Origin of the sequence: Nocardia sp. NPDC051981, assembly GCF_040680715.1 — a bacterium.
In the GTDB taxonomy this organism is placed as follows: domain Bacteria; phylum Actinomycetota; class Actinomycetes; order Mycobacteriales; family Mycobacteriaceae; genus Nocardia.
The window spans coordinates 37,933-63,122 of sequence record NZ_JBFAXK010000006.1 but is presented as its reverse complement, the minus strand read 5'-3'; the positions used below and the strand labels follow the sequence as shown (position 1 = coordinate 63,122).

The window sequence follows — 25,190 nt, the reverse complement described above, 5'->3', positions numbered from 1 at the left end:
GGTCAGGCCATCGGGGCGGGGAGGTGACCGGTCATAGCTCGACGATGGACGTCAGCGGGTAATCACCCTGGCGCTCACGGCCTTTGAGGAAGCCGAGCTCCAGCACCACCGCCGCCGCGACCACCTCGGCCCCGGCGGCGGCGAACAGCTCGGCCGCCGCGGCGAGGGTGCCGCCGGTGGCGAGCACGTCGTCGAGCAGCAGGACCTTACGGCCCTTCAGATCGATGCCGTCGGCCGGGATCTCCAGTGCCGCCGAACCGTATTCGAGGGTGTACTCGCGCGAGATGACCGGCGGCGGCAGCTTGCCCGCCTTGCGGACCGCGATCACGCCGGTGCCCAGCGTGGCGGCCACGCCCGCGCCCAGCAGGAAGCCGCGCGCGTCGACACCCGCCACCAGGTCGGCGTCGGGGGCGCAGGCCGCCAAGCAGTCCAGCACCGCGCGGAAGCCCTCGGAGTCGGCGAACACCGGGGACAGATCCGCGAAACGCACTCCCGGCGTCGGGAAGTCGTCACGCCAGCGGGTCAGCCGCTGCACCGCGGCCTCCGCGCGGGCGGCCCGCTCTCCCGCCACCTCGGCCGTCTCCAGCATCTCGTGCTTGCTCATCCGCACCCACTCCTCGTTCACCACGCCACCACGGCTCTCACCGTTTCAGCACCCAGCGATCCATGTTCCAGCCCGCTCCCGCCTCGGTGGGACTGGCGATGCCGTTCTCCATACCGTCACCGAACCCGATGGTGCGGGGGGCGGCGAACAGCGGAACCGACGGCATCTCGCTCCAGAGCAGGTTCTCCTGCTCGGTCAGCAGGTTCAGCACGGTGCCCGAGTTGTCCTCGGCCGCAAGCTGATCCGCGATGGCATCGTAGCGGCCGTTGCCGAACCGGCCGAAATTCAGCCCCGCGCCGGTGCGCAGCGACGCGATGGCGTCGGTGCCGGTCAGCGAACCCGACGGGCCCGGCATGCCGGCGGTGCCGCCCAGGATGGCGTCCACCTTGCCGTCGGTGAGCTGCGACGCGGTGAAATCCGGTGCGCCCGCGTCGACCACGGTGATGCCCGCGGCCTTGCAGGCGTCGGCGATGGCGGTCACCGTGGCCGCGCGCCGCTCGTCCGGCTTGACGTAGCCGATGCGCACGGTCTGGTTCTGGACACCCGAGGTGGCCGCGGCCTGGGTGGCGGTGCCGTCACCGCCCTTGTACTTGTCACCCGCACCCGAGATCGCCGAGTAGTACACCGAATCCTGTTGCACCGTCCGGGAATTCAGCAGGCTCGCACCCAGCCCCAGCTTGACGTCGTAGCCCGGGTGCCCGAACTTGTCGAACAGCGCCTGCCGCGGCACGCACAGCGCGAACGCCCGGCGTGCGTCCGCCGATCCGAACACCCCGCCGGTGCCCAGCACCAGCTGCTCGACCCCGCGGCCGGGCAGATTCTGCTTGTGGAACCCACCCAGGCTCAGATCGCCCAGCGACCCGGCGCCCACATCGAGCACGCCGATCGACTTGTCCGACACCTTCGACTTCAGGTCGGAGTGCCGGTCCCACACCACGATCCGCGGCGTCCGGGGCTGATTGCCCCACCACTTCTCGTTCTTGACCAGCACCAGACCGTCCTTGTCACCGAACGAGTCGATCCGGTACGGCCCCGAGGACGGCAGCAGTGTCAGGTCCACCTTGCCCGGGGCGAGCTTCCAGCCGTTGTTCCAGAAGTCGGCGATGCGCTCGAGGGTGGGTTGATCCCCGATCTGCACCGGCGTCACCACGCTCGGGATCTTCACCTGCGCGGCGATCACGTGCGCGGGCATCAGCTCGGTGGCATTGAACAGCGTCTTCCACGCCGAATAGTGCTTGCCCGGCCGGAACACCACGGTGGCGTCCTTGGATCCGGGTTGGCAGTCCACCCGCTCGATATCGCGGTAGCCGTCGGTGCTCGCGGCGTCGAACAGTGGCACCGGCCCGCCAGGACCGGCCTTGGTGAATCGTCCGCTGCGCGCGGCCCAGGTCAGCACCAGGTCATCGCAGGAGGTCGCCACGCCATCGGAGTAGACGCCCTCCGGAGCGAGGCGGTACTGGATGGTCTGCGCGTCGCCCGGGACCTCCTTGGCGGTGCCGGTGTCGGTGTCGGCCACCGGCTGCCCGTCCGGCCCGGTATAGAAGAACCCGGTCAGCACCCGCGAGAACACCGCGGCCGCACCGCTGTTCGCGCCCAGCGTGCTGCCGCCGTTGTAGCTGGCGACGACCGCGTCCACGCCGTACCCGATCGAGGGGACCTGATTCTTGCTGGAGCACCCGGCCAGCGCACCGGCGGCGAGGGCACCCGCCACCAGCGAGACGGCGGTCCGGCGCATAACCCTGTGGTCTTGCTTCACGGTCGCACCCCCTGCGCTCAGTGCCGTCGCTGCTGTCGTTTCCCAGTCGGCCGGGCTCCGGGACGCGGCGCCCCGGCACTCTGACTGCGCGGCGCGTGATCGCGTCCGAAACCATTGGCGTCGGCGCCGCGGCCCGCGGCGACGGCCCGCTCGGCGGCCGCCGCGCCCACCCGCGCCTTCGCGCCGCCGGAGCGGCGGTTGAGCACCTTCTTGGTGTGCGCGGCCACCGGACCCCAGGTCTCCTTGAGCGTCACCAGCACCGGCACCGCGAAGAAGATGGACGAGTAACCACCCACGATCATGCCGACCAGCTGCACCAGGGCCAGGTCCTTGAGGGTGCCGACACCCAGCAGCCACACCGCGACCACCAGCATGCCGATGATCGGCAGGATGCCGATGACGGTGGTGTTGATCGAGCGCATCAGCGTCTGGTTGGCCGCCAGGTTCGCCTTCTCCGCGTACGTGTGCTTGGTCAGGTGCAGGACACCGCGGGTGTTCTCCTCGACCTTGTCGAAGACGACCACGTTGTCGTAGAGCACATAGCCCAGGATGGTGAGCAGACCGATGACCGCCGCCGGTGTCACCTCGAAACCGACCAGCGAGTAGATGCCCGCGGTGACGATCAGGTTGAAGAACAGCGAGCCGATCGCCGCGAACGCCATGTCGCGTTCGAAGCGAATCGCGATGTACAGCGTGGTCAATCCGACGAACACCACCAGCGCCAGCAGCGCCTTCTTGGTGACCTGGCCACCCCAGGTCCCGCTGATCTCGGCGACGCTGATGGCATTGCGGCTGGCCTGGCCGTTGGAGTCCTTCGGATGGAAGGTGTCGAACAGCGCGGTCTGCAGCTTGTCGGCCTGCTCGGCACTCAGTGTGTCGGAACGGATCTGGATGGTCGCCGAGGACCCCGAGCCCGCCTTCTGCACGGTGACCGGGTCGTGGCCGAGCGTGGACCGGTAGACATCCTCCACCTTCGAGGTGGTGACGCTGTCGGAGGCGGGCAGCTGGATCCGGGAGCCGCCCGCGAAGTCGATGCCCAGGGTGAAGCCCTTGAACACCATGCTGGCCACCGCGATGGCGATCAGCGCGGCCGCGATGCCGTAGTACACCTTGCGCTTGCCGACGATCTCGAAACCACCGGTACCGGTGTAGAGCCGCTCGAACAGGCTGTGCCGCTTGCCTGTCGGCACGGCCTCGTAGTCGAGCTCGGAGTCGGAATCCACGACGACGGGAGAGGACTTGGCCATGATCACGCCTCCTTCACCAGGACGCCGGCGGTAGCCTTGCGTTCCTGTGCAAGCTCTGTAATAGCGCCCAGGCCGTTCACCGACGGCTTCGCCCAGAACGGCGAGCGCGAGACCAGCATCATCAGCGGCGACGTCACCAGGTACAGGACGACGACGTCGAGCACGGTGGTGACACCGAGGGTGAAGGCGAAGCCCTTCACCTGGCCCGCGGCCAGCACGTACAGCACGGCGGAGGCGATGAGCGAGACCGTCTTGCCGGACAGGTTGGTGCGCTGCGCGCGCTGCCAGCCGCGCGGGACCGCGGACCGGAAGCTGCGACCCTCCCGCATCTGGTCCTTGATGCGTTCGAAGAAGACGACGAACGAGTCGGCCGTCATACCGATACCGATGATCAGACCCGCGATACCGGCCAGGTCGAGGGTAAAGCCGATCCAGCGGCCGAGCAACACGATCAGCGCGTACACCGCCACACCCGCCGCGAGCAGCGAGAAACCGGCCAGGAAGCCGAGCATGCGGTAGTAGAGCAGGCAGTACAGCAGCACCGCCACCAGGCCGATGGCACCCGCGATCAGACCGGCGTGCAGCGACGAGATGCCGAGGGTCGCCGAGACCGTCTCGGCCTCGGAGGTACCGAACGACAGCGGCAGCGAACCGTACTTCAGGGTGTTCGCCAGCTCCTTGGAGGTCTTGGCATTGATGCCCGGACCCGAGATCGCGGTGCTACCGCTGAACTGGCCGCCCTCCTTGATCACCGGCGCGGAGACCACGCGGGAGTCCAGGGTGAAGGCGATCTGCTTGCCCACGTACTTGTTGGTGAGGTTGCCCCACTGGTCGGTGCCGCTGGACTTGAACTGCAGGCTGACCACCCACTGGGCCTGCTGCAGCACGCCGGAGGCGTCCTTGATCTCGGTACCGTCCATCACGGACTTGTCGAGCAGGTAGACGGTGGTGCCGTCGGTGCTGCAGGTCACCAGGGGCAGGTTCGGATCGTCGTTGCCCTGCAACGGATCCGGCTTGGAGCAGTCCAGCGTGGCCATGGCCTGCAGCTGGGCGTTCTGGTCGGTGCTCTGGCGGGCCGCCTTGGCGGCCGCGATCTCCTGCGCGGTCTGCTGCTGGCCGCCCGGCTGCGCGGGCGTCGACGGCGGCGCGGACGGGGTGGTCGGAGCCTGTGCCGGGAACACCCGGTTCTGCGGGGCCTCGCCGGTCGTCGTGGGGGCCGGAGCCTCGGCCGTGGCCGGAGTGGTCTCGGTCGGCGTCGCGCTCGGCGGCTGCTGCGGCTGGGTCTGCTGCGGCTGCTGGGCCTGCTTACCCGCCTGCGCGGGGGCGCTCTGCACCACCGGACGGAAGTACATCTTGGCGGTGGTCGCCAGCGATTTCGCCTGTGCGCCATCGGCACCGGGGACGGTGATCACCAGATTGTCGCCCTCGATGACGACCTCGGAGCCCGCCACGCCCAGACCGTTCACGCGCTGCTCGATAATGTTCTGTGCCTGCTTGAGGCTGTCCTGGCTCGGCTTACCGCCATCCGGGGTGCGAGGCGTCAGGGTGACGCGGGTACCGCCCTGCAGGTCGATGCCGAGCTTCGGGGTGTGGTGCTTGTCCCCGGTGAAGAAGATCAGGCCGAACATCAGAGCCACCAGCGCGGCGTAGATGCCGAGCAGACGCAACGGGTGCGCCGTTCCCTGAGAAGGTGGCACAGTACTTATCTCCTAGGCGGATTCGAAGGTGGAACGAGCAGGGCACACACCGCAGCGCCACCGGCCGCCGGGAATCCGGTGCGGCCGATGGCGCGGAGTATGTCAGTCCTTGGTCAGCCGCGGCGCGTCGTCGGCGGCTTCGGGGGCGGCGACGTGATCGTCGGCGACGCCGTTCGAAGACGCGGCTTCGGTGGTCTCGGCGGTGGTGTCCTCGGTGGCGTCGTCGTCGTTGCGCACCTCGCGGATCGATTGCCGCAGCCAGGTGGTGACGACTTCCTCGGCGATCTCCAGATCGACGGTGGTGTCATCGAGCTCGACCACGGTGCCGAAGAGCCCCGACGTGGTGACGACCCGGTCGCCGACCTTCAGGCTGTCCTGCATCTCGGTGACCTTCGACATCTCCCGCTTCTGACGGCGGACACCGAGGAACATCGGGATGAGCAGGGCAACCAGCAGTAGCGGCAGCAGAAGGTCCATCGTCGAAGTCAGCCCCTAGTAAGTGGTCGGTTGGGTGCGTTTCCCACACAGTCTGCCAGTAATCCCTGAGAGAATGCGCGGCGACCTGTTCTAGAGTCCACGCTCGTTCGCGCAGGGCTGATTCATCCTGTTTCCCCAGCTGCGCGGTCGACCGCCGACTCTGCCGACCGGGCAGTCCCACTCAGGCCGGCTGCTGCCCGTAGGTGTAGTCGTCGAGCGGGAAGGTGGTCGCCTCGCGGTGGGCGTTCAGGGTGCTTGTCGGGCGCAGCAGCGCGGCCTCCCCGTGCTGGTTGAAGTAGTAGCTGCGGGCCGTGGCGCACTGGCCGCCGTAGAAGACCGACGAATCCAGTTTCTCGGTGACGCGGTCGAGGAATTCGGCATTGGCGCGCTCGGTGACCTCGAAGACCCGCTCGCCACGGCGGAACATCTCCCCGAACAGGCGCGCCATGTGCTTCATCTGCGCCTCGATGGTGGTGAAATAGGACAGGCCGCTGTAGGAGTAGGGGCTGTTGAGGCTGACGAAGTTGGGGAACTTCGGCACCGTGATGCCCTCGTAGGCCTGGAAGCGGTTGTCGCGCCAGAACTTTCCGAGATTGCGGCCGTCGCGGCCGATGATCTCGATGGCCGGGAAGTTGACGTCCCACAGGTTGAAGCCCGTGGCCAGGATGAGGGTGTCGATCTCGGTCTTGTGGCCGTCGGCGGTGACGATGCCGTCGGGCTCGATGTGGTCGATGGAGTTGGTCTCCAGGCGCACGTGCGGCTGGTTGAAGGTCTTGAAGTAGAGGTTGGAGAAGGTGGGGCGCTTGCAGCCGAAATCGTAGTCCGGCGTCAGCTTCTTGCGAGTCTCCTTGTCGCGCACCTGGGTTCGCAGATGTGCCTTGGCCAGGATGCCCGCGGCCCTGTTGAGCGGCTTGGCCTCCTTGAAGTGCAGCACGCCGACCACCATGAGCGCCTCCAGCATGGAGGTGTTGACCAGGCGAGCGGCCTTCTGCGTCAACGGAACTCGCGCGAACAGATTCTGCACCGCGGGCGGAATCGGGGCGTCGACCTTCGGGACGACCCAGATCGGGGTGCGCTGGAAGACGGTCAGCGCCCGTGCCTGCTCGGCGACCTCCGGGATCAGCTGCACGGCGGTCGCGCCGGTGCCGATGATGGCGGCCCTGGTCCAGGTGAGATCGACCTCGTCGTCCCACGCGGTGGTGTGGATGATCTTGCCCGCGAAGGTGTCGATGCCCGGGAACGGCGGGGTGTAGGGCTGCGACAGGAATCCGGTGGCGGCCACCAGGTAGCGCGCGGTCAGCGATTCACCGTTCTCGACGGAGACCACCCAGTGCTGCCGCTCCTCGTCCCAGCGCGCACCCCCGACGACGGTGTCGAACCGCATACGACGGCGCAGGTCGTACTTGTCGGCGACGTGCTCGGCGTACTTCTTCAGCTCCGAACCCGGGGCGAACAGCCGCGACCAGTACGGGTTGGGCTCGAAGGAGTACGAGTAGGTGACCGAGGCGATGTCCACGGCCAGGCCCGGATAGCGGTTGACGTGCCAGGTGCCGCCCAGGTCGTTCTCCCGCTCGAGGATGACGAAATTGCTCAGGCCGAGCCGATCCAGCTCGATGCCCGCGCCCATACCGCCGAATCCCGCGCCGACCACGATGGCGTCGTACTGAGGTGCCACGCCGAACCTCCTGCAAGAACTGTGTTCGCACAAAACTGTGTTCAAACAAAGAAATGATGCACATGTCACGGAATGACATCTCATTCCGTTTGTGATCACCGTATCATCGGGCTCGTGACGAAGCCATCCTCGAGAATCAAACGGCGCAAGGCCGAACTCCGGCAGGAGATCATCGACACCGCGTTCGCATGTTTCGCCGAGCGGGGCTACCACGCCACCGGCATCGCCGACATCGCCGGCGAGCTGGGTATCGGGCACGGGACGTTCTACCGGTACTTCGAGAACAAGCGCGACATCATCGACCACGTCATCGACGATCTGTCCGCGCGGATCATCGAGTCGCTCGGGACCGACAATGCCCCCGACGCCGCCGACAGCCTCGAGGAGTACCGCGCCCAGGTGGACCGCATCGGCGACGCACTGAACCACATCTTCCTCGAGGACCGGCGGGTGGCGCAGCTGCTGCTGTTCCAGGCCACCGGCATCGACACCGAATTGACCGCGCGGCTCTACGGTTTGCTCGACACCGCCGACATGCTGACCGCCGGGTACCTCGAGCACGGGGTCGAACGCGGTTACCTGCGTGCGGATCTCGACACCGTGAACACCGCGCGGGCGGTGACCGGCATGCTGCTGGCCGCCATTCTGCACGGCATCCGGACGCCCGAGGTGCAGGCGGTCGACGATCTCAGCCACGCCATCCGGCATCTGCTCATCGACGGCGTCCGCAAGCACTGAACCCACCTTGCACAAACGGACCGTTTGTCCGGTGCGGCCGGATTCGGCTGGGGGCGGAGGTAATTCGGACATGCAACCATTGGCACAATGACCCGGGTGACCCCAGACGACGTCCGCCGCACCCGGTTCGGCCACGCTCCGTCCGGGCCCCACGGCTACCACCCCGCCCAGGTGGACGCCTTCTGCGCACGCATCGCCGACACCATGCTCGGCCGCGACCATCTGAGCATCGCCGATATCAGGCACATCGAATTCGACGGTCCCCCACCCGGACATCGCGGCTACGACATCGACGAGGTCGACGACTTCCTCGACCACGTCTGCATGGAACTGGAATACCTACGCCGCGGCCGCGGGCGCCTCCCAGCCGGTCGCACCCCCGACACCCTCACCCACGACGACGTCCTGCGCATCCACTTCTCCGCACCCCCTTTCGGTTTCCCCGGATATCTGGCCGACGAAGTGGGCGCGTTCCTCGACCGCCTGGCGGCGACGCTCGCCCACCACGGCCCCAACGGCCTCACTCCGAAGGATGTCCGGGACATCACTTTCCACCTCGCCACCGACGGCGCGCCCGCCTATCACCGCGAGGAGGTCGACGCCTTTCTCGACCTGGTGGTCCACCAGCTCGAGAAGTCCGAAGCATCCCGGCACTGAGACCCGAAGGCGGAGGAGAATCTCCATCGGACATCCCGCGCGGAGGGACCTCGGGCCCTGCCTCCGGAGGAGCCGGCGCAACAGACTGATCGTCATGCGCAGACGATTCGATCACCAAATCGCTGCTGGGGCTGTCGTTCGTGCGATTGATCCTGCTGGCAACGCCGTTCGACAATTGGGACAGGGACGAGACGCCCGCCGGGTACCGCGTGGACCGCAATCTCCCGCTGCTGGCTGTGGGCGCCGGCGAGATCTACCTCATGCGGCGCGAAGCCACCCGCACCGGCGACCGCACCTTCCGCTTCCTCTCCGACGCCATGGCCGCGTCGTTCGGCTGCTACTTGCCCGTCATCCTGTGGGCTCGCCGCATCCCCCGCGGGGTCTGCTCATGATTCCCAAGACCCTCGCCTACCTGGCCATGGCATTTCGCGTCTACGCCGATTTCTTCCGGGGCACACCGGAATCGGCCGCCCCGGAACCGGCGGCCCCCGCAGCCGACGCCACCATCATCCCGGCACCGACGCAGCCGGCCGTGGCGCCGAGATGACCGGTGCCACCGGCGGCCTGCGGTGTGCCCAGGGGGCGACGCGCTCGATGGCCGCGGCCAGCCGGATCACGGTGGCGTCGTCGAGGTGGCGGCCGATGATCTGGAGTCCGACCGGGAGGCCGGTGTCGGTCCAGCCCGCCGGAATGCTGGCGGCGGGCTGGCCGGTGAGATTGGCGGGATAGTTGAATCCGATCCAGGCCGAATCGGAAACCGCTGTGCCGTCGATGATTTCGGGCCCGGTCAGCTCCACCGGGAAGGCCGGGACGGCCGTGGTCGGAGTGATGAGGACATCGTGGTGGCGCATGAGCCGGGCCATGGCGTTCACCAGCGCCTTGCGCGCGATGTTCGCGTCGGTGAAGTGCTGTGCGGTCCACGGTTGCCGGATCCAGTCGATCACGTACGGCGATATCCGCTCGCCGTGCGAGTCGATCATGGCTCGCATGCCGGTCAGATCGGTCTCGGCGATGATCAGCGCGGAGAAGGCGGCGGCGGGGTCCGCCCACGCGGGCGTCACGTGCTCGACGCGACATCCGAGGCGGCCGCCCACGACCTCCCGCACCGCGCGTTCCACCACCGCCCGAACCTGGGGATCCACCGCCAGATACCCGAGATCGGGACTGAATCCGACCCGCAGCCCGGCCACCGACTCCGGATGCTCCGCACCGGCCCGGGCCGCACCGATCCAGTCCGCGTCCTGGCACGGGATGGAGTGCCGATCGCGCGGATCGGGACCGGCGAGCACCGACAGCAGCAGCGCCGCGTCACCGACGGTCCGGGTGATCGGGCCGATGTGTTCGAGGCTCTCCCAGCCAGATACGCCGGGCAGCCGCGCGTCGCGGCTGCCCGGATACACCGGCACCCGCCCCATCGACGGCTTCACTCCGACCAGCCCGCACAGCGCCGCGGGCGCGCGGACCGAGCATCCGCCGTCGCTGCCCAGGGCCGCCGGCCCGAGCCCGGCCGCGACCGCCGCCGCCGACCCCGCACTGGATCCGCCGGGGCTCATCGTGAGGTCCCACGGATTGCGGGTGGCCGGGAACAGACGATTGAGCCCTGTTGCGCTGTAACCGAATTCGGAGGTATTGGTCTTGCCCAGGCAGATCGCTCCCGCCCCGAGGGCGCGTTCGACCACGATGTCGTCCTCGTCCGGGATGTGATCGCGATAGGCCCACGACCCGGAGGTTGTGCGAATTCCCTTGGTGGACAGCAGGTCCTTGATCCCGAGCGGCACTCCCCCGAGCGGCCCCGGATCGATGCCGCGCGCCAGTCCATCGGCCACCCGCCGCGCCTGACGCAGCGCCAGGTCCGGCGTGGGGGTGCAGAAGGCGTGCAGCAGTGGGTCGAGCTCCGCCATCCGGTCGAGGACCGCGTCGACGATCTCGACCGGAGACAGCTCCCGTGACCGGACCCGGGCGACGAGTTCGGTGGCGGGGAGAAAGCAGAGTTCCTCTCGCTCAGCGGAATTCACCGTGCGTCCTCACCCGCTCACGGCGGCGACGGCGGGTTCGCGTGCGGCCGTCGGCAGTACCGCCGTGATTCCGGCCTGCACCGCCACCGCGGTGACGAACCCGACGACCGCGTCCACCGAGCCCGGCAGCTGATAGTGCGCGATCCCGGCGGCCACCGCCCCGATCCCCCACGCCGCGAACGCGACCGGCCGCACCGGCGCACCCGCCGCGGCCCGGCGCCGGGCCAGCAGGTGATCGACGATGAGGACCGCGCCGATCGGCGGCACCACCACGCCCAGCAGTACCAGCCAGTTGACGATGTGCGCCCAGATTCCGGTCAGCGCCACCACGGTGCCGATCAGGCCCAGCGTCACCGCCAGCGGCCGCATGCGTAGCGGGGTGATCCCGGCCCAGCCCACCGCCCCGTTGTAGAGGCAGTGCGCCGCAACCGATCCCAGGTTCGCGAACACGAACAGCACCGACAGCCCGGTGATCAGAGAGCCGTGCCCGGCGAGCAGTCCGAGGAAGGCCCCGCCGTTCGACGCCGGATCGGTCGCGCCGCCGATCGCGACCACCACGCCACCGACGAGGAACGCGATCGAATTGGCGAACGGGAAGGCCGCGGCCGCAGCCAGCACCCCCGCTCGGCCGTCTCGGGCCCAGCGGGTGAAGTCGGCGGTCATGGTGCCCGAATCGGCGAAACCGCCGACCACGATGCTCACGCACGCCCAGAATCCCAGCGGCCCGGCGCCGCCGGCGTAGCCGAGCACCCCCGAGAGCGAATGCGCGTGCCCGAGACTGTAATACAGGGCCAAGCCGGCCATGATCAGGAACAGGGGCGTGCCGATCAGGCCGATGAGCGACAGGGCCCGGATTCCGGCGAGGGTGAGCAGCACGAAGAGCGTCCCGCCGATCACCCCGCCCCAGAACGGATTCCACCCGTACATGCCTTGGAGCGTGGTGCCGGTGAGCCCGACCTGATAGGAGAACCAGCCGATCACCACGGTGGCCAGGAAGCCCACCACCACGGCGCGCCCGCGGTCGCCGAAGGCGCGTCGCGCCTGCAGCGAGAAATTGCGGCCGGTCTGCCCGCCGATCCAGCTCAGCGTGCCGATGTAGCCGAACAGCAGCAGATTGCCCAGCAGGATCGCCAGCAGCCCGCGGCCCATGCCCTGGCTGTAGACGATCAAGCCGCCGAAGACCGCGTTGCCCAGGCACATCGGAAATCCGGCCCAGACCGCCGCCACCGAGAGCAGGCTCCGGCGTTCGGTGACGGGGACCGGTTCCTGCTCGTATTCGTGACTCGACATGGTTCGGCCCCGCCTATCCGTGCTGCTCGAGACCCTTTGCGGGGTCGATGAATTCGTTGGTGACCAGGTCCGCGGCGGTGAGGTTGTCGGGGACCTGCTGGCCCTTGGCGCGCAGCAGCGGAGTGACCTGGGCGATGGCGCGGGTGACGCGGTCGGTGTCGAAATTGCCGAGAGTGTTGCCGGGGCCGTTGGCGACGATCTTGTTCTCCAGCTGGACCCGGACGGAGTCGGTATTGCCGGCGGCGGAGATGGGCGGGCCGTCCGGGATCGTCTGTGCGATGCGGAGCAGGGCCTGATTGGTGGGGTCGGGGTTGGTGACGTAGTCGATCTGGGCCTGCTGCAGCATGGGGACGAGCTTCTGCAGGCAGGGGCGCAGTTTGTCGAGTTCGCCGCTGCGGACCGACCAGGCGTGCGGGTAGCTCTCGTATCCGGCGTCGGCGACCAGCAGGTGACCGGTGGGCTTCTGCCAGCCCTTGACGTCGTGCTCCCAGCGGTACGGCTCGTTGGAGACGTAGGCCTGCTGCATGACCCGGCCGTGCTCGGCGACGAAGCGGCTGGGGGTGCCGTCGTAGGAGGCGTCGGCCTGTTCCTTCTTCACGTAGCCGTTGGCGATCAGGTAGTCCATGTAGATCTTGCCCTCGGAGTACAGGATCGGGGCGTTGGTCGCGGCCACGCCCTTCCACGAGTTGACGGTGTAGGTGGCGGGATCCCACATGATGATCTGCGGGTTCTTCGCGAGTGAGGCGAAGACACCGGTCAGCGGGAATTTCGCGTTGGCTCGCACCTGCTCGTCGGTCGGGACCAGTCCCAGGGTGATGGAGTTGTCCTGGTACATCTGCGCGGGTACCGGTTGGCCGCCGAGGAACGGACCGCCCAGCCGCACTTCGACATTCACGCCGGTGTCGCCCAGCGGGCCGGTGTACGCGCCCTTCTTGGGGTCGACGGTGCCGTTCGGGCCGACCAGCTGATAGGCGGCCGCGCGTTCGGGCGTGGCGTACCAGTCCGTCTGGATCACGATGGTGGACGGACAGACTCCGGCCAGCACGCCCTGCCCGGAGGGTTTCGGGGTGGAGGCGCCGCCACCGCAGGCGGCGGTGAGCAGAACGCTGCCGGTGATCGCGGCAGCGGCGAGGACACGTTTCTTCACGAGCATTCCTAGAGGGTTGAAACCGATTGCGGGAGAATTTGTTCGGCTATTCGCCGGCGCGCTTGCCGTGGGCGCGGTCCACACGCCCGGCCAGGAAATCGAAGATCCAGAAGAGGACCAGGCCCACCAGAGAGGACAGCAGCAGCGCGGTCAGCAGTTCCTCGGTGGCCAGCCGCTGCCGGTAGACGTCGATCATCCGGCCGATGCCCGGATTGCCCTGGCGGAAGAAGAAGTCGGCGACGATCGAGCCGATCACGGCCATGCCCGCCGAGATCTTGAATCCCGAGATCATGGCGGGCAGCGCCGCCGGGAGTTGGAGTTTCAGCAGCCGCTGCCATCGGTTGGCGCCGTGCAGCGTGAACAGGTCGTGCTCGGACACCCGCACCGACTTCAAGCCGAACAGGGTATTGGTGATGACCGGGAACAGCGACACCATCACGCACACGATGACCCGGCTGCCGAATTCGTAGCCGAACCAGAAGCCGAACAGCGGCACCACGGCCAGCACCGGAATCGTCTGCAGGATCACGGCATACGGGTAGAGCGAATACTCGGCCCAGCGGGCCTGACTCATGATCACCGCGAACGCGACCCCGAGCACGATGGCGATCACCAGACCGACCAGCGCGATCTGCACGGTCGAGGCGAGGGCGGTGAGAATCTCGGCGCGGGTGGCGGCATTGAGCAGGCCCTTGGACACCACCGATTCCGGTGGCGGCAACAGGAATCGGGATTCCTGCGGGATCAGGAGGTGGCTCGCGATCGTCCAGGCGGCCATGACCAGTGCGAACACCAGCGCGGGCGCGAGCACGCGCACCGGGGTGACGGCGAAGGGCCAGCGGAGTTTCCGGGGCTTGCGCGGCGGCCGCGCCGTCGCCTCGGTCGTCTCGGGCGGCACGGCCGTCGCGGGCACGACGATTCCGCTGTCAGCGGTCGCGGCGGTCATGCGGCCCTTCCCCTGATTCGCGTGGCTCCCCGCTCCGCGTCGTGCAACGCCGCCGACACCTCTGCCGCGACGGCGCCGAACTCGGGCGTGTACCGCGACTCCGGTGATCGCGGGAAGTCCAGCGGCACCGGGATGTCCGCCGCCACGCGACCCGGCCGCCCGGTCAGCACGACGACCCGGGTCGACATGAACACCGCCTCGGCCACCGAGTGCGTCACGAACACCCCGGTGAAGCCCGATCGCCGGTACAGCCCGCTCACCTCCTCGTTGAGGCGCTGCCGGGTGATCTCGTCGAGCGCCCCGAACGGCTCGTCGAACAGGAACAGTTCGGGCGCCCCCGTCAGGGCCCGCGCGATCGACGCCCGCATACGCATGCCGCCGGAAAGCTGTGCGGGCTTGTGGTTCTCGAAGCCGGTCAGCCCGACCAGCTCCAGCGCCTCGCGCGCGGCCGCTCGCCGGATGGCCTTGTCCACGCCGGCGAGCTCCGCGGGCAGCTCGACATTGCGCAGCACCGACCGCCACGGCAGCAGCGTCGCCTCCTGGAAGACGTAGCCGAGTTTGCCGGTGGCGACGGAAACCGTTCCGGCGGTGGGGTGCTCGAATCCGGCGGCGAGGCGCAGCAGGGTGGACTTGCCACAGCCGGACGGGCCGACCAGGGAGACGAACTCTCCCGGCCGAATGGCGATATCGATGCCGTCGAGCGCGTGCGTGCCGTTCTCGAAGGTCAGGCCGACATGCTGAAAGGCCAAGGCCGGATCGGTGTATACATTGCCGCCCTCGGCGGCCTCCGTATTCCCGTCCGGGCCTTGGCCTTTGACGATGGTTGAGGCGGTGGTGCGCATGTCCACAGTTCTATCGGCGGATCATTGCCGGACGCGGTCCACGCGATTACACCTTTGTTTCGTATACGATCAGCCCACGCTGAGCCGGCCGTCCCGCGCGACCACCCGGCCGCGCTTGACCACCAGCTTTCGGGTCGGAACGGAAACCACGGCCGCAGCGGGTGTTTCGGCGTCGACGGTGAACAGGTCGGCGGGCGCACCCACCCGCAACCCGTAATCCTCGATCCCGAGAACCGCGGCGCCGCCATAGGTTCCGGCCGCCAGCGCGAGTTCGATATCGGCATCGGACACCAGCCGATCCCGGAAGGCCACCTGCATGATCCGGCGCAGCATGTCGCCGTCGCCGTAGGGCGTCCACAGGTCCCGGACGCCGTCATTGCCCAGCGCCAGCCCGGCTCCTGCCTCGTGCATCACCCGCACCGGCACCACCGGCGCGTCACCCACCGCGCAGGTGATCATGGAAACCCCGGCGTCGGCGAGGTTTTCGGCAATCCGGCGTTGCTCACCCGGGGCGAGCTCACCCATCGCGTAGGCGTGGCTGATGGTGACCCGTCCCGCCAGCCCCGTGGACCTGGTCCGGGCCGCGATCAGGTCGAACTGCCAGGCGCCCAGCGCGCCCCGGTCGTGCAGGTGGATATCGATGCGCGCGCCATACTTCTCGGCGAGACCGAAGATCAGATCGAGCTGGCCGGTCGGATTCCCGTCGTAGCCGGCCGGATCCAGACCGCCGATCACCTCGACGCCCTCGGCCAGCGCGGCCTCCAGCAGCTTGCCGGTGCCCGGCCGGGTCAGCAGACCGCCCTGCGGGAAGGCGACCAATTGCACGTCGACCCGGTCCGCGTGCCGCGCCGCGGCCGCCCGGACCGCCTCCACGCCCTGCAGCCCCACCTCCGGGTCGATGTCGATATGACTGCGGACGTGCGCGGTCCCGCCGGACACCATGGCCCCCAGCAGGTTCGACGCGTAGTCGGCGCTGGGCAGCCCGAGCTCGTCGCGGCGGCCCTCGCCGTTGGCGATGCGCCCGGCCAGGGTCGGCCCGCCGGTATTGGGCACCCAGGGACCGCCGAACATGGTCTTGTCGAGGTGACAGTGCGACTCGACCAGGCCCGGAAGCACCAGCGCCCCGGCCAGATCCACGGTGTCGACGCCCTCGGCGCTCAGATCGGGCGCGATCGCCGTGATCCGGCCGTCCCGGACCAGAATGTCGGCGCCGGCGAGCGGGACTCCGGGAGTCCAGGGGCGGCCGCCGCGCAGCAGGAGATCGTTCATGGAGTGCACCACCTGTGTCGAAGAGAGAACGGCAATTCGGGAATCCTTCCGGACGGAATGGCCGCATCGTATACAAATACCGCCTGCTCAGCGACCCGAAACCCTTGCGACACAGCTGGACCCGCGATATCCGACAGGTGTAGTAGATTTGCGGGATCCTGTCGGGCGAGGCCACGATGGATCGTATGCAAATCCCCATTCCACCGATCGTCAGATGAGGCCGTAGTGACCAGCACCGCCGGGCGCATGACACCGCAGCAGCTGTGCCGCGCCATCCGTGACGACATCATTCGCGGCGCGTACGCCCCCGGCCAACGACTCACCGAGGAGGCGCTCGCCGAGAGCTACGGCGTCTCCCGCGTGCCCGTCCGGGAAGCGCTCCGCACCCTGGAAGCCGAGGGTTTCGCCTCGTCACGGCCCTACGCCGGGGTGTTCGTGGCGGAACTCACCGAGGATGAGGCCGCCGACCTGCTGGAGATCCGGGCCCGCCTGGAACCGCTCTGCGCATCACGGGCGGCGGTGCGGCGCACGCCCGAACAACTCGGCCGCCTCAAGGAACTCACCGCGCTGGGCCTGGACGCGGTGCGGGCGGGCCGCCTGGACGAGTTGGCCCGGCTCAACAGCCGCTTCCACGAGGTGCTCGCCGAAGCGTCGGGCAGTACCCTGCTCGCGCAGCTGATCATGCAGCTGAGCTGGAAGATCGCCTGGGTGTACTCGGTCGAACTGCCACGCCGCGCCAGTGATTCGTGGAGCGAGCACGAAGAGATCTGCGCCGCACTGGAGGCCGGTGACCCCGACCGCGCGGCCGATGTGGTGAGCGCCCACATCGCGCACGCCGCGAACGCCTACCGATTCCGGAAACACACCGAGGACACCGCGTTGCCGCGCACCGAAAACACTGCGCGACAGCGTGCTTCGAGGTCGCCCACTTCGTAACATCGGCGCAGCAATTGCCACCCCGGAACGAAACACGGCTCTCGTATACAAAATGGAGTCACTTCGTCCGGGGAGGTCACCATGGCGGATCCGTTGCCGTACACCGTGGATCTGATGTTGCGCGCCGCGCGTATCGCCGACGACGCGGAGCTGGTCGACATCGCGATCGACGGCGGTGTCATCACCGCGATCGAGCCCGCGCTCACCGGCCGGGGCGCCGAGGAAATCGACTGTGCCGGACGCGTCGTCATCCCGGGCCTGATCGAATCCCATGTGCACCTGGACAAGGCGCTCCTCGACGCCGAGAAGTCGAATCCGGACGGCACCCTGGCCGGGGCCATCAGCGTGACCGCTGAACTCAAGCGCGGCTTCACCGTCGCCGCCATCCGCGACCGCGCCCGACGTGTCCTCGACATGGCGATCGGCAATGGCACCACCGCCATTCGCGCGCACCCCGATGTCGACCCGATCGTGGGCCTGCGTGGGGTGACCGCGCTGCTCGATCTGCGCGAGGAGTACCGCGACCGCCTGGACCTTCAAATCGTCGCATTCCCGCAGGAGGGCATTCTCCAAGCTCCCGGCACCCTCGACCTCCTCCGCGAGAGTCTGCACGCGGGCGCCGACGTCCTCGGCGGCTGCGCCTACAACGAACGCACCGTCGAAGACTGCCGCCGCCACATCGACCTCATCTTCGACCTGGCCGCCGAATTCGATGTCCCGCTCGACATCCACGCCGACTTCGGCGACGACGCCACCGACCCCCGCTATGCCATGGCCGACTACATCGCCGAGGTCACCGAGCGCAACGGCCGGCACGGCCAGGTCGCCCTCGGTCACATGACATCCCTGGCCGGTCGTCCCCGCGCCGACCGCGCCCGTACCCTGGAGCAATTGGCGGCGAGCGGAATCTCCGTCGTCCCTTTGCCGGCCACCGACATGCATCTCGGTGGCCGATCGGACGTCACCAACGTGCGCCGCGGCATCGCCCCGATCCGCGAACTCTGGCAGGCAGGAATCACAACGGCCTACTCATCCAACAACATCCGCAACGCCTTCACCCCATACGGCAACGCCGACATGCTCGATATCGGCCTCTTCCTGGCCCAAACCGCGCATCTCTCCGGCCCCGAGGACTTGACCCGGGTGCTGGCAATGGCGACCACCGAGGCGGCCCGCACCATTGGCATCTCGGAGCGGTACGGGCTACGCGTCGGCGCGGCAGCCGATCTGGTGGTGCTGTCCACGCGGAGAGTCGAAGGTGCCCTACTCGACCGCCCCGATCGAAACTATGTCTTCAAGTCCGGACGCCTGACCGCCCGCACCACCCGCGTGCACGAGGTAGTCCGAAATGACGAAAACCCAAGCTACAAAAACTAAAAGACCAAAAGACAAAGACGCCTGGAGAAGGGGGGGTGCCGGGCTCACGTCCGCAACTTCACCTCCCAGCCCCCTCACCTCTGAAGCCGCATGTGGGGTTACTGCAGGAGGTATTCCCTCAGATCACGGGGTTGGGGTCGCCACATGATCGCTTGCGCCCCTTGGAGGGACATTGCCGATCAGTAGTGACGCCGTGGATCGACCTCCCGGCAGGAGGCACTGTGGTGAGGACTGGGGTCGGCGGGTTGGCGATGGGTCCGTGCTGCCGGGGATTGGGTCACCGGCTTGATGGGCTTCAGCGTTGGGTGCGAGTGCTGACCAGTTGGCAGGACTCCGAGACCTTGGGCCGTGAAGATGTGGTCTGTCGATTCGATCGCGATCCCCCGGCGGCGGTCGCCTGCGAAGCGGTGGAGATGGCGGCGGCTGTCGCAGTGGTGGCCGCGCCAGGTGCCGAATGCGCTCGCGGGTCGGGCAGCGATAACAGTAGTGGCCGAGGCGGCAATCGCGGCGGCGCTGACGATCTGGGCGGCGGTGGCCGCAGCGGTCGGAGTGGCAGTGGCAGGAATGCCGGTGTGGGCGTTCGTCATCGGCGAGAACCGCCGAGCCAGATGGCCGCGGCAATCGCGGTGGCGCGAATATCACTGTGGGCTTTGTGGGTTCAGGGATCATCGGTGAGGTAGCGGTGGGTTTGTCTGTAAAAGGTGATGCGTGCAGTCCCTGGGCCGGGATCGGCGGGTGGCGTCTCCCGACCCGGCGGCAGCCCAAGTCCGGCAGGGCAGGCGAGGTGACCACACTCCCCGGTCCCTGCGCACACCAGCAGCACACGAGCAGCCGGGAATCACGCCGCCCGTGCACCCCACCTCCGGCAACTCGAATCGATCGCAGCGGCAACCCACTCCCCCACGTGATGTCGATCGTTCACCCGCGCCATGCCCGTCGGGTCGAGACGTTTCGGGGCAATCCACCCGGTACGCCCCCGATACGGGGAATCCTTGCCCATGACAACGGTTTTCCAACCCCCGGCACTGTCGTTCACCAGCGCATGGCAGCGATCGCACACCAAGGTCAGATTGGTCAGATCCGTGGGCCCGCCCTTGGCCCAGTCGGTGACATGGTGCACCGCGCACATGCTCGCGGGCGCCTCGCATCCCGGGCGGGTGCAACCCTTGTCGCGAGCGATCAACGCCAACCGCTGCGCCGGGCTCGCCAGGCGATCGCAGCGACCCAGATACAGCGGCAACCCGTCGGCGTCGAGGACCGCCAGCACCGGACGGGTACCCTCGGCCAACTTCAACGCCTCGTCGATCGAGACATGCCCGCCGGAAGCGGTGGTCGCGACCCCGGCCCCACGCTCGAGATCGGCCAGGTTCATGGTCAGGATGGCCTGCACCGGCAAACCACGATGCGAACCCAGCCTGGCCGGGTCGACACCGGGCTGCAGCAACGCGAACAACGCGTCGTGGGTGCGCTGACCGGCATCACGACGGTCACGACGCGCAGCAGCCTCGAGGACCGTCGAATCGACGACCTTGGCCGTGGCGGAAACGCTGTCGGTGTCGTCGAGGTTGCACATGCCCGGACGCGCCAGCTTCGCGAAGACGGCATCGAGCAGGGCCCGCAGTTCGGGGGTGATCCAGCCTTCGATCCACGACATGCCATCGACGCCGGGGCGGCCCAGGATCAGGCCGCGGCGGCGACGGCGGTCGGTGTCGGTGACGACCTTGCCGTCGGGGTCGATGCGGGCGAGGATGTCGCGCCCGATCTTGGGCAGGTCATCGGGCCAACCAGTGCGGGAGTGGCCGACCAGGATGTTCTCGGCCTCCGCGCGCGTCTCGGCGGGGATGTCGGCAGGCAGGTGGGTCATCACGTCGATGATGTTGCGAACATGATCACGCGAGATATCGCCTGCCTCATAGGCTTCGGCGGTCTTCTCCAACGCGGCCGGACGCAGATGACCGGTGGGCTCGAAGAACTCCCCGCACTGACGGGTGATCTTCACCCGCACCGACGCGTCGTACCGCGACAGGCCCAACGTCTGCCGCAGGAACGGCACTACGCCCTTCGCCCCGCTGCCTTCGGGCAGCGAACGATTGCAGGCTTCGACGATCAAACGTGAATCCAACGCCGACAGTTGACGTTGCAGGCTTCGAGCCGCTGCATCAATTTGACAACATCACCATCGGAAAACGGGTTCAGGTTTCCGTGCAAGACGGAATTCGTCAGAGATTGAACGGCGGTCGCCAGGTCGGCGATGCCGCACGTGTCGAGTGTTTCCCCTTTCGAATCCATGTGCTAATTCTACCGCCGTGCGATCATTGAGAGAACCCGAATTGTCCAGTATCCCTTATCCTTTCGATTGAATATCGAATGAGGGTTCGATCCATACCGGGCGCCCCAATCAAACACAGACCATTTGGAATTCCATCGATATCCACCAGTGGAAAGGCGACGGCAGGTGCGCCTGCGATAGCGGCCAAACATGTCAAACGCAGGGTGCGCTTCCGGCCCGATTCCAATACTTCGGCGGCGGCCGTCCGGGGCGGCGGCGGTGTGGCGGTGGTGGGCAATACCAGAATTCGGTCGCGCAGTGCGGCGCGGAGATGTTCGGCGGCGGTACGTAGCACTTCGGCGGCCTCTATCGCTTGCGAGGGGGTGATCGTCGATGCGAACCGGAAGCGCTGCGCCACTTCGGATTCGAGTGCCCCGGGATGCGCCTGGATCCAGGCTCCATGGTTGGTCCAGGCTTCGAAGGCCTGGACGGTCCGGAACGCCGTGAACCACGATGTGGTGTCGGCGTTCAGATCTGTCTCGACGGCACCCATCCGCTTCGCGGCGGCGAGACTCGCGGCCGCCGGCTCGTCATCGGCGACAGCGCACAACCTCGGATCCACGATCAACTGTGCGTCGCCCGATTCCTGTTCGGGCAGCAGGCATTCCGCCACCGCCGCCAAGGTGAGCACGTCACGCGTCATCCAGCCGACCGTGTCGAATGATCCAGCGAGCGGCAGCACTCCCGTCGTGGGTATCGCGCCGTGCGAAGTACGGATTCCCCACAATCGCTGATAGGCGGCCGGAACCCGGATCGACCCGGCCGTATCCGTGCCGAGCCCGATGGTCACCGCGCCGCTCGCCACGGCGACCGCGGAGCCGCTCGACGATCCGCCCGGAACTCGCTGCGGAGCAGCGGGATTCACCGGCATTCCATAGCGTCCGTTGCCGCCGGTGATGCTGTAGGCGAATTCGTCGGTCTGCGCGATGCCGGTGATGTCGGCACCGGCCGCGAGCAGGCGGGCCACCACGGGCGCGTGGGTCGGCGCGGGCGCGCCGAGATAGTCCGGAACTCCTCCGCCGAGCGGAAACCCGGCGACGGAGTAGAGATCCTTCACTGCCACGGTGTGCCCGCTGAGAACGCCGTCGCCGGTGGCATGGACCAGCGGTGCACCCAGTTCACGCCATACCCGCCGATCGAAATCCGTTGCCCGATCCGGGATCTGCTTCACGATCGTCATCAGGCCCGCTCGAGGACGCGCCGGGCCAGCTCGGTCGCGGCGTGGTGGGCGAAGTCGGCCACCCGTACCTCGCCGTGCACCCCGCGCACCTGGTCCACTGCCTGTGAGATGGTGAAATCCGTTGCGGCGCTGAGATACAGGTAGGCCTGCTGCGGGTGGGCGTCGAACAGCGAGACCACCAGTTCCACCGCATTGCGGACGCAGACCTCGAGCGCCCGGTTCAGGTCCTCGTCCAACCCGGTCGGAATGACCAGCCCGTGTGCGGCGGCGAACGGCCCGATCGTCCGGCCCAGTCCGGCCGCGACCTGTGCGCCCGGAATCACGTCGACCGTCAACCGCGCCCGCAGTGGCGCTTCCAGCGCGGTGAGCGCCACTTCGCCGTTGCCCTGGGCGAAGTGCGGGTCACCGATATAGAACAGCGCGTCCGGAACCTGAACCGGCAGAAACAGTGTCGCGCCGGCCGTCAGGCGGCGGATGTCGATATTGCCGCCGTGCAGCCCCGGCGGCACCGACGACACCCGGCTCTCGGTGTCGGTCGCGACCCCCATGATCCCCAGGAACGGATGCAGCGGAAAACTCGCCCGCTGCGGCCGATCCGGATGCATGGGCATGGTGCCGAACCACCTCCCGTCCCGGGATTCCACCGCACAGAACTGCCCGTAGTTCCCGTCGAATCCGCGCCGATGGGCCAGGACACCGCGCGCGTGCCGCGTGGAGATGACGCCGTAGGGTGCGCGCATGGTCAGTTCGTCGATGCGGATGGCGAGCAGATCGCCCGGCTGCGCCCCGGTCACCGCGATCGGCCCGGTGACGATGTGTGGCCCGGCGAGGGAGTCACGGTTCCTGGTCGCGGCGACCTCGACGGCGTCGGCCAGCACCTGGTCGCGTTCGACACCGTTCCGCGCGAAATACCCGACGGGATCCGAGCCCTGGTCGTCGAGAATCCCTTCGTGGCTGACGGTGTCGACCACGATGCTGCGTCCCGGCTCGACGGCCGCGATCGGCCGGTCCCGCGCACACGGCAGTCGCCCCCACAGCACCGCCGACGGATCGACCGGCAGATAACCGGTCTCCGAGCCGATCCCCTCACCCGGTTGCAGCACCGGAAACGCCGGGATGAACTCCCGCACGATCGACGTCACGCTCACTACCTCTCCTACCCGACCGAATTGGTCGGACCATCCGATGTGCCGACCATAAGCCGGGCGAACGGGCGGTGACGGGGCTCGAAACCGAACGTAACTGGCGTTTTACCTGACCGAAATAGCTTGGCCGGGAACGGCTTTAAACTCGGGCGATGACAGCATCGATTCCCCCGCTGCGCCGGCGTGCGCGCAGCGTCAGCGCGGAGGTCGCCGCGCATCTGGAGGCGCTGATCACCAATGGCGAGCTGCGGGCCGGGGATCGGCTGCCGTCGGAACGCGAGCTGGCCGCGAATATGAACGTGTCGCGATCATCCTTGCGCCAGGCCATGTTCGAGCTGGAGTCCAAGCAGCTCATCGAACGCCGTCAGGGCCGCGGCAGCACCGTCACCGAAACCCCGCGGCACGCGGACGCGCTGACGGAGGGCCTGCGGGCGCTGGACATCGAGCTCGGTCATGCCATCGAATTGCGTGATCTGGTGGAACCCCGCATCGCGGAGCTGGCCGCCCTGCGTGCCCTGGACTCGAACCTGCTGTCCCTCGACGACGTCCTGACCCGTTCCAGCGACACCCTCTCCCCCGCCGAATCCCTCCGGCTCGACATCGAATTCCACACGCTGCTGGCGCACGCGGCGCAGAATCCGCTCCTGGTGACGCTGTGCACCATGACCACCGAGTGGACCAGGAGCACCCGCACGCTCTCCCACCGCTCACGTCACGCCCGCCGCCTGTCGCTCGAGGGCCATCACCGGATCTACGCGGCCGTGGCGGCCCATGACAGCGCGGCCGCGGCCGCCGCCATGGAACGGCACCTGCGGGAGGTACGCGAACTCAGCATCGCACCGCGCTGAGCGCTCAGGCGCGCATCGCGCCGACCGCCGCCACCTCGGTCCGGAAGGTGCGCCGATAGGCCAGCGGCGACACACCGATCGCCTCGTGCAGGTGCTGGCGCAGGGAGGCTCCGGTGGCGAAGCCGACCTCCCCGGCGATCCGATCCACGGAAAGCTCTGTGGTCTCCAGCAATTCGCGGGCGCGGAACACCCGCTGCTGAATCAGCCACCGCCCCGGGCTCATCCCGACCTCGTCGCGGAACCGGCGGGCGAAGGTGCGGCCGCTCATGCGCGCTCGATCCGCGAGGTCGGCCATGGTCAGCGGCCGGTCCAGATTCTCGAGCGCCCACTGACGAGCGGTGGCCGTGCCCGCGGCGGTCGGTGGGGGCACCGGCTGCTCGATGAACTGGGCCTGGCCGCCTTCGCGCCAGGGCGGGACGACACAGCGGCGGGCCACCATATTGGCGACCTCGCTGCCGTGGTCGGCGCGAATCAGGTGCAGGCACAGGTCGACTCCGGCGGTGGCGCCGGCGGAGGTGAGGATGTCGCCGTCGTCGACGTAGAGGACGTTCGGGTCGACGCGGACCCTCGGGAAGGTCCGCCGGAACCGGTCGGCGAAGTTCCAGTGGGTGGTCGCGGGCCGATCGTCGAGCAGGCCCGCGGCGGCGACCACGATCGCGCCGGTGCAGATGGAGACCAGCCGTACGCCAGGACGGATGGAGACCAGCGCATCCGAAACCGACTGCGGCAGGCCGTTTTCCAGGATCGGCACGACGTCGCACGGCGGAATCACCACGGTGTCGGCGGTTTCCAGCAGGCTCGCGTCGTGCGCGACCGCGATGTCGAAGTCGGAGCTGCTGCGCACCGGCCGCCCGTCCAGCGAGCAGGTGATCACCTCGTACAGTCCGTCCGCCGTGCCGAACACCCGGTTCGGGATGCCGAGCTCGAACGGGTAGACCCCGTCGAGCGCCAGGACGACGACCTGGTGCGGCTGAACCTTGTCCGACTGCATGGCACGATCCTATCGAATATTGGC

General features: G+C 68.1%; 24 protein-coding genes. 7 read left to right on the top strand and 17 right to left on the bottom strand.

Annotated elements, in window-relative coordinates; genetic code table 11:
- Positions 1–31: 31 nt before the first annotated feature.
- The 6 genes from AB0L60_RS13560 to AB0L60_RS13535 form a co-directional block, all read right to left on the bottom strand.
- The gene (locus AB0L60_RS13560; protein WP_364612215.1) at positions 32–604 is read right to left on the bottom strand and encodes an adenine phosphoribosyltransferase; all 573 of its coding nucleotides are present in this window, start codon (positions 602–604) and stop codon (positions 32–34) included.
- A 37-nt stretch (positions 605–641) separates the two neighbouring features.
- Positions 642–2,339: an ABC transporter substrate-binding protein gene (locus AB0L60_RS13555; protein ID WP_364613083.1), complete on the bottom strand. Its 1,698-nt coding sequence runs from the start codon at positions 2,337–2,339 to the stop codon at positions 642–644.
- Between the two features lie 38 nt (positions 2,340–2,377).
- On the bottom strand, positions 2,378–3,607 hold the full coding sequence (gene secF, locus AB0L60_RS13550; protein WP_364612212.1) for a protein translocase subunit SecF: 1,230 nt from the start codon (positions 3,605–3,607) through the stop codon (positions 2,378–2,380).
- Positions 3,608–3,609: 2 nt separating this feature from the next.
- Positions 3,610–5,304 carry a protein translocase subunit SecD gene (gene secD / locus AB0L60_RS13545; protein WP_364612209.1) on the bottom strand — a complete coding sequence of 565 codons (1,695 nt, stop codon included), beginning with the start codon at positions 5,302–5,304 and terminating at the stop codon, positions 3,610–3,612.
- A gap of 102 nt (positions 5,305–5,406) precedes the next feature.
- Positions 5,407–5,781, bottom strand: a complete 375-nt coding sequence (gene yajC, locus AB0L60_RS13540; RefSeq protein ID WP_364612206.1) for a preprotein translocase subunit YajC — start codon at positions 5,779–5,781, stop codon at positions 5,407–5,409.
- 181 nt (positions 5,782–5,962) lie between these two features.
- Positions 5,963–7,456, bottom strand: coding sequence for an NAD(P)/FAD-dependent oxidoreductase (locus AB0L60_RS13535; protein WP_364612203.1), 1,494 nt, complete (start codon positions 7,454–7,456; stop codon positions 5,963–5,965).
- Positions 7,457–7,528: 72 nt separating this feature from the next.
- Between AB0L60_RS13535 and AB0L60_RS13530 the strand changes: the two genes are divergently transcribed.
- From AB0L60_RS13530 to AB0L60_RS13515, 4 genes are all read left to right on the top strand, one after another.
- Complete coding sequence (locus AB0L60_RS13530) at positions 7,529–8,194, top strand: TetR/AcrR family transcriptional regulator (RefSeq protein ID WP_364612200.1); 666 nt, start codon at positions 7,529–7,531, stop codon at positions 8,192–8,194.
- An 87-nt stretch (positions 8,195–8,281) separates the two neighbouring features.
- A complete protein-coding gene (locus AB0L60_RS13525; protein ID WP_364612197.1) occupies positions 8,282–8,851 on the top strand; it encodes a DivIVA domain-containing protein in 570 nt (189 codons plus the stop codon).
- 140 nt (positions 8,852–8,991) lie between these two features.
- Entirely contained in the window at positions 8,992–9,243 is a 252-nt protein-coding gene (locus AB0L60_RS13520; RefSeq protein WP_364612194.1) for a hypothetical protein, read from the top strand.
- Entirely contained in the window at positions 9,240–9,398 is a 159-nt protein-coding gene (locus tag AB0L60_RS13515) for a hypothetical protein (RefSeq protein ID WP_364612191.1), read from the top strand. Before AB0L60_RS13520 ends, AB0L60_RS13515 begins: the two co-directional genes overlap by 4 nt.
- Here the strand turns inward: AB0L60_RS13515 and AB0L60_RS13510 are convergent.
- From AB0L60_RS13510 to AB0L60_RS13485, 6 genes are all read right to left on the bottom strand, one after another.
- Positions 9,358–10,866 (bottom strand): amidase family protein, encoded by a 1,509-nt coding sequence (locus tag AB0L60_RS13510; RefSeq protein WP_364612188.1) that lies wholly within the window; start codon positions 10,864–10,866, stop codon positions 9,358–9,360. The genes AB0L60_RS13515 and AB0L60_RS13510 overlap by 41 nt on opposite strands.
- 9 nt (positions 10,867–10,875) lie before the next feature.
- On the bottom strand, positions 10,876–12,156 hold the full coding sequence (locus tag AB0L60_RS13505) for a cytosine permease (RefSeq protein WP_364612185.1): 1,281 nt from the start codon (positions 12,154–12,156) through the stop codon (positions 10,876–10,878).
- A 13-nt stretch (positions 12,157–12,169) separates the two neighbouring features.
- Positions 12,170–13,303, bottom strand: coding sequence for an ABC transporter substrate-binding protein (locus tag AB0L60_RS13500; RefSeq protein WP_364612182.1), 1,134 nt, complete (start codon positions 13,301–13,303; stop codon positions 12,170–12,172).
- A gap of 46 nt (positions 13,304–13,349) precedes the next feature.
- Positions 13,350–14,249 (bottom strand): ABC transporter permease, encoded by a 900-nt coding sequence (locus AB0L60_RS13495; RefSeq protein WP_364612179.1) that lies wholly within the window; start codon positions 14,247–14,249, stop codon positions 13,350–13,352.
- Positions 14,246–15,091, bottom strand: a complete 846-nt coding sequence (locus AB0L60_RS13490) for an ABC transporter ATP-binding protein (protein WP_364612176.1) — start codon at positions 15,089–15,091, stop codon at positions 14,246–14,248. Before AB0L60_RS13490 ends, AB0L60_RS13495 begins: the two co-directional genes overlap by 4 nt.
- Positions 15,092–15,160: 69 nt before the next feature.
- On the bottom strand, positions 15,161–16,360 hold the full coding sequence (locus AB0L60_RS13485; RefSeq protein ID WP_364612173.1) for an amidohydrolase: 1,200 nt from the start codon (positions 16,358–16,360) through the stop codon (positions 15,161–15,163).
- Positions 16,361–16,585: 225 nt separating this feature from the next.
- Here AB0L60_RS13485 and AB0L60_RS13480 point away from each other — a divergent pair, with 225 nt between their 5' ends.
- A complete protein-coding gene (locus AB0L60_RS13480) occupies positions 16,586–17,296 on the top strand; it encodes a GntR family transcriptional regulator (protein WP_364612170.1) in 711 nt (236 codons plus the stop codon).
- 81 nt (positions 17,297–17,377) lie between these two features.
- A complete protein-coding gene (locus AB0L60_RS13475) occupies positions 17,378–18,673 on the top strand; it encodes an amidohydrolase family protein (RefSeq protein ID WP_364612167.1) in 1,296 nt (431 codons plus the stop codon).
- Between the two features lie 838 nt (positions 18,674–19,511).
- Here the strand turns inward: AB0L60_RS13475 and AB0L60_RS13470 are convergent.
- Genes AB0L60_RS13470 through AB0L60_RS13455 form a run of 4 tightly spaced genes read right to left on the bottom strand, consistent with a single transcriptional unit; the run spans position 19,512 to position 23,330 of the window.
- Entirely contained in the window at positions 19,512–20,795 is a 1,284-nt protein-coding gene (locus AB0L60_RS13470; RefSeq protein WP_364612164.1) for a DUF222 domain-containing protein, read from the bottom strand.
- Positions 20,780–20,962, bottom strand: a complete 183-nt coding sequence (locus AB0L60_RS13465) for a hypothetical protein (protein ID WP_364612161.1) — start codon at positions 20,960–20,962, stop codon at positions 20,780–20,782. The genes AB0L60_RS13470 and AB0L60_RS13465 overlap by 16 nt, the downstream gene beginning before the upstream one ends.
- A gap of 23 nt (positions 20,963–20,985) precedes the next feature.
- Positions 20,986–22,182 carry an amidase family protein gene (locus AB0L60_RS13460; protein WP_364612158.1) on the bottom strand — a complete coding sequence of 399 codons (1,197 nt, stop codon included), beginning with the start codon at positions 22,180–22,182 and terminating at the stop codon, positions 20,986–20,988.
- Entirely contained in the window at positions 22,182–23,330 is a 1,149-nt protein-coding gene (locus AB0L60_RS13455) for an acetamidase/formamidase family protein (protein WP_364612155.1), read from the bottom strand. The genes AB0L60_RS13460 and AB0L60_RS13455 overlap by 1 nt, the downstream gene beginning before the upstream one ends.
- A gap of 149 nt (positions 23,331–23,479) precedes the next feature.
- Between AB0L60_RS13455 and AB0L60_RS13450 the strand changes: the two genes are divergently transcribed.
- On the top strand, positions 23,480–24,175 hold the full coding sequence (locus tag AB0L60_RS13450) for a GntR family transcriptional regulator (protein ID WP_364612152.1): 696 nt from the start codon (positions 23,480–23,482) through the stop codon (positions 24,173–24,175).
- Positions 24,176–24,179: 4 nt separating this feature from the next.
- On the opposite strand, the gene AB0L60_RS13445 is transcribed toward AB0L60_RS13450, so the two are convergent.
- Complete coding sequence (locus tag AB0L60_RS13445) at positions 24,180–25,166, bottom strand: helix-turn-helix domain-containing protein (protein WP_364612149.1); 987 nt, start codon at positions 25,164–25,166, stop codon at positions 24,180–24,182.
- Between the last annotated feature and the right edge of the window lie 24 nt (positions 25,167–25,190).

Coding starts and splice junctions, on each gene's coding strand:
- AB0L60_RS13560 (WP_364612215.1), bottom strand. CDS start 604: ATGAGCAAGCACGAGATGCTGGAGACGGCCGAGGTGGCGGGAGAGCGG.
- AB0L60_RS13555 (WP_364613083.1), bottom strand. CDS start 2,339: ATGCGCCGGACCGCCGTCTCGCTGGTGGCGGGTGCCCTCGCCGCCGGT.
- secF (WP_364612212.1), bottom strand. CDS start 3,607: ATGGCCAAGTCCTCTCCCGTCGTCGTGGATTCCGACTCCGAGCTCGAC.
- yajC (WP_364612206.1), bottom strand. CDS start 5,781: ATGGACCTTCTGCTGCCGCTACTGCTGGTTGCCCTGCTCATCCCGATG.
- AB0L60_RS13530 (WP_364612200.1), top strand. CDS start 7,529: ATGACATCTCATTCCGTTTGTGATCACCGTATCATCGGGCTCGTGACG.
- AB0L60_RS13525 (WP_364612197.1), top strand. CDS start 8,282: ATGACCCGGGTGACCCCAGACGACGTCCGCCGCACCCGGTTCGGCCAC.
- AB0L60_RS13515 (WP_364612191.1), top strand. CDS start 9,240: ATGATTCCCAAGACCCTCGCCTACCTGGCCATGGCATTTCGCGTCTAC.
- AB0L60_RS13505 (WP_364612185.1), bottom strand. CDS start 12,156: ATGTCGAGTCACGAATACGAGCAGGAACCGGTCCCCGTCACCGAACGC.
- AB0L60_RS13495 (WP_364612179.1), bottom strand. CDS start 14,249: ATGACCGCCGCGACCGCTGACAGCGGAATCGTCGTGCCCGCGACGGCC.
- AB0L60_RS13490 (WP_364612176.1), bottom strand. CDS start 15,091: ATGCGCACCACCGCCTCAACCATCGTCAAAGGCCAAGGCCCGGACGGG.
- AB0L60_RS13485 (WP_364612173.1), bottom strand. CDS start 16,360: ATGAACGATCTCCTGCTGCGCGGCGGCCGCCCCTGGACTCCCGGAGTC.
- AB0L60_RS13475 (WP_364612167.1), top strand. CDS start 17,378: ATGGCGGATCCGTTGCCGTACACCGTGGATCTGATGTTGCGCGCCGCG.
- AB0L60_RS13465 (WP_364612161.1), bottom strand. CDS start 20,962: ATGGATTCGAAAGGGGAAACACTCGACACGTGCGGCATCGCCGACCTG.
- AB0L60_RS13460 (WP_364612158.1), bottom strand. CDS start 22,182: ATGACGATCGTGAAGCAGATCCCGGATCGGGCAACGGATTTCGATCGG.
- AB0L60_RS13450 (WP_364612152.1), top strand. CDS start 23,480: ATGACAGCATCGATTCCCCCGCTGCGCCGGCGTGCGCGCAGCGTCAGC.
- AB0L60_RS13445 (WP_364612149.1), bottom strand. CDS start 25,166: ATGCAGTCGGACAAGGTTCAGCCGCACCAGGTCGTCGTCCTGGCGCTC.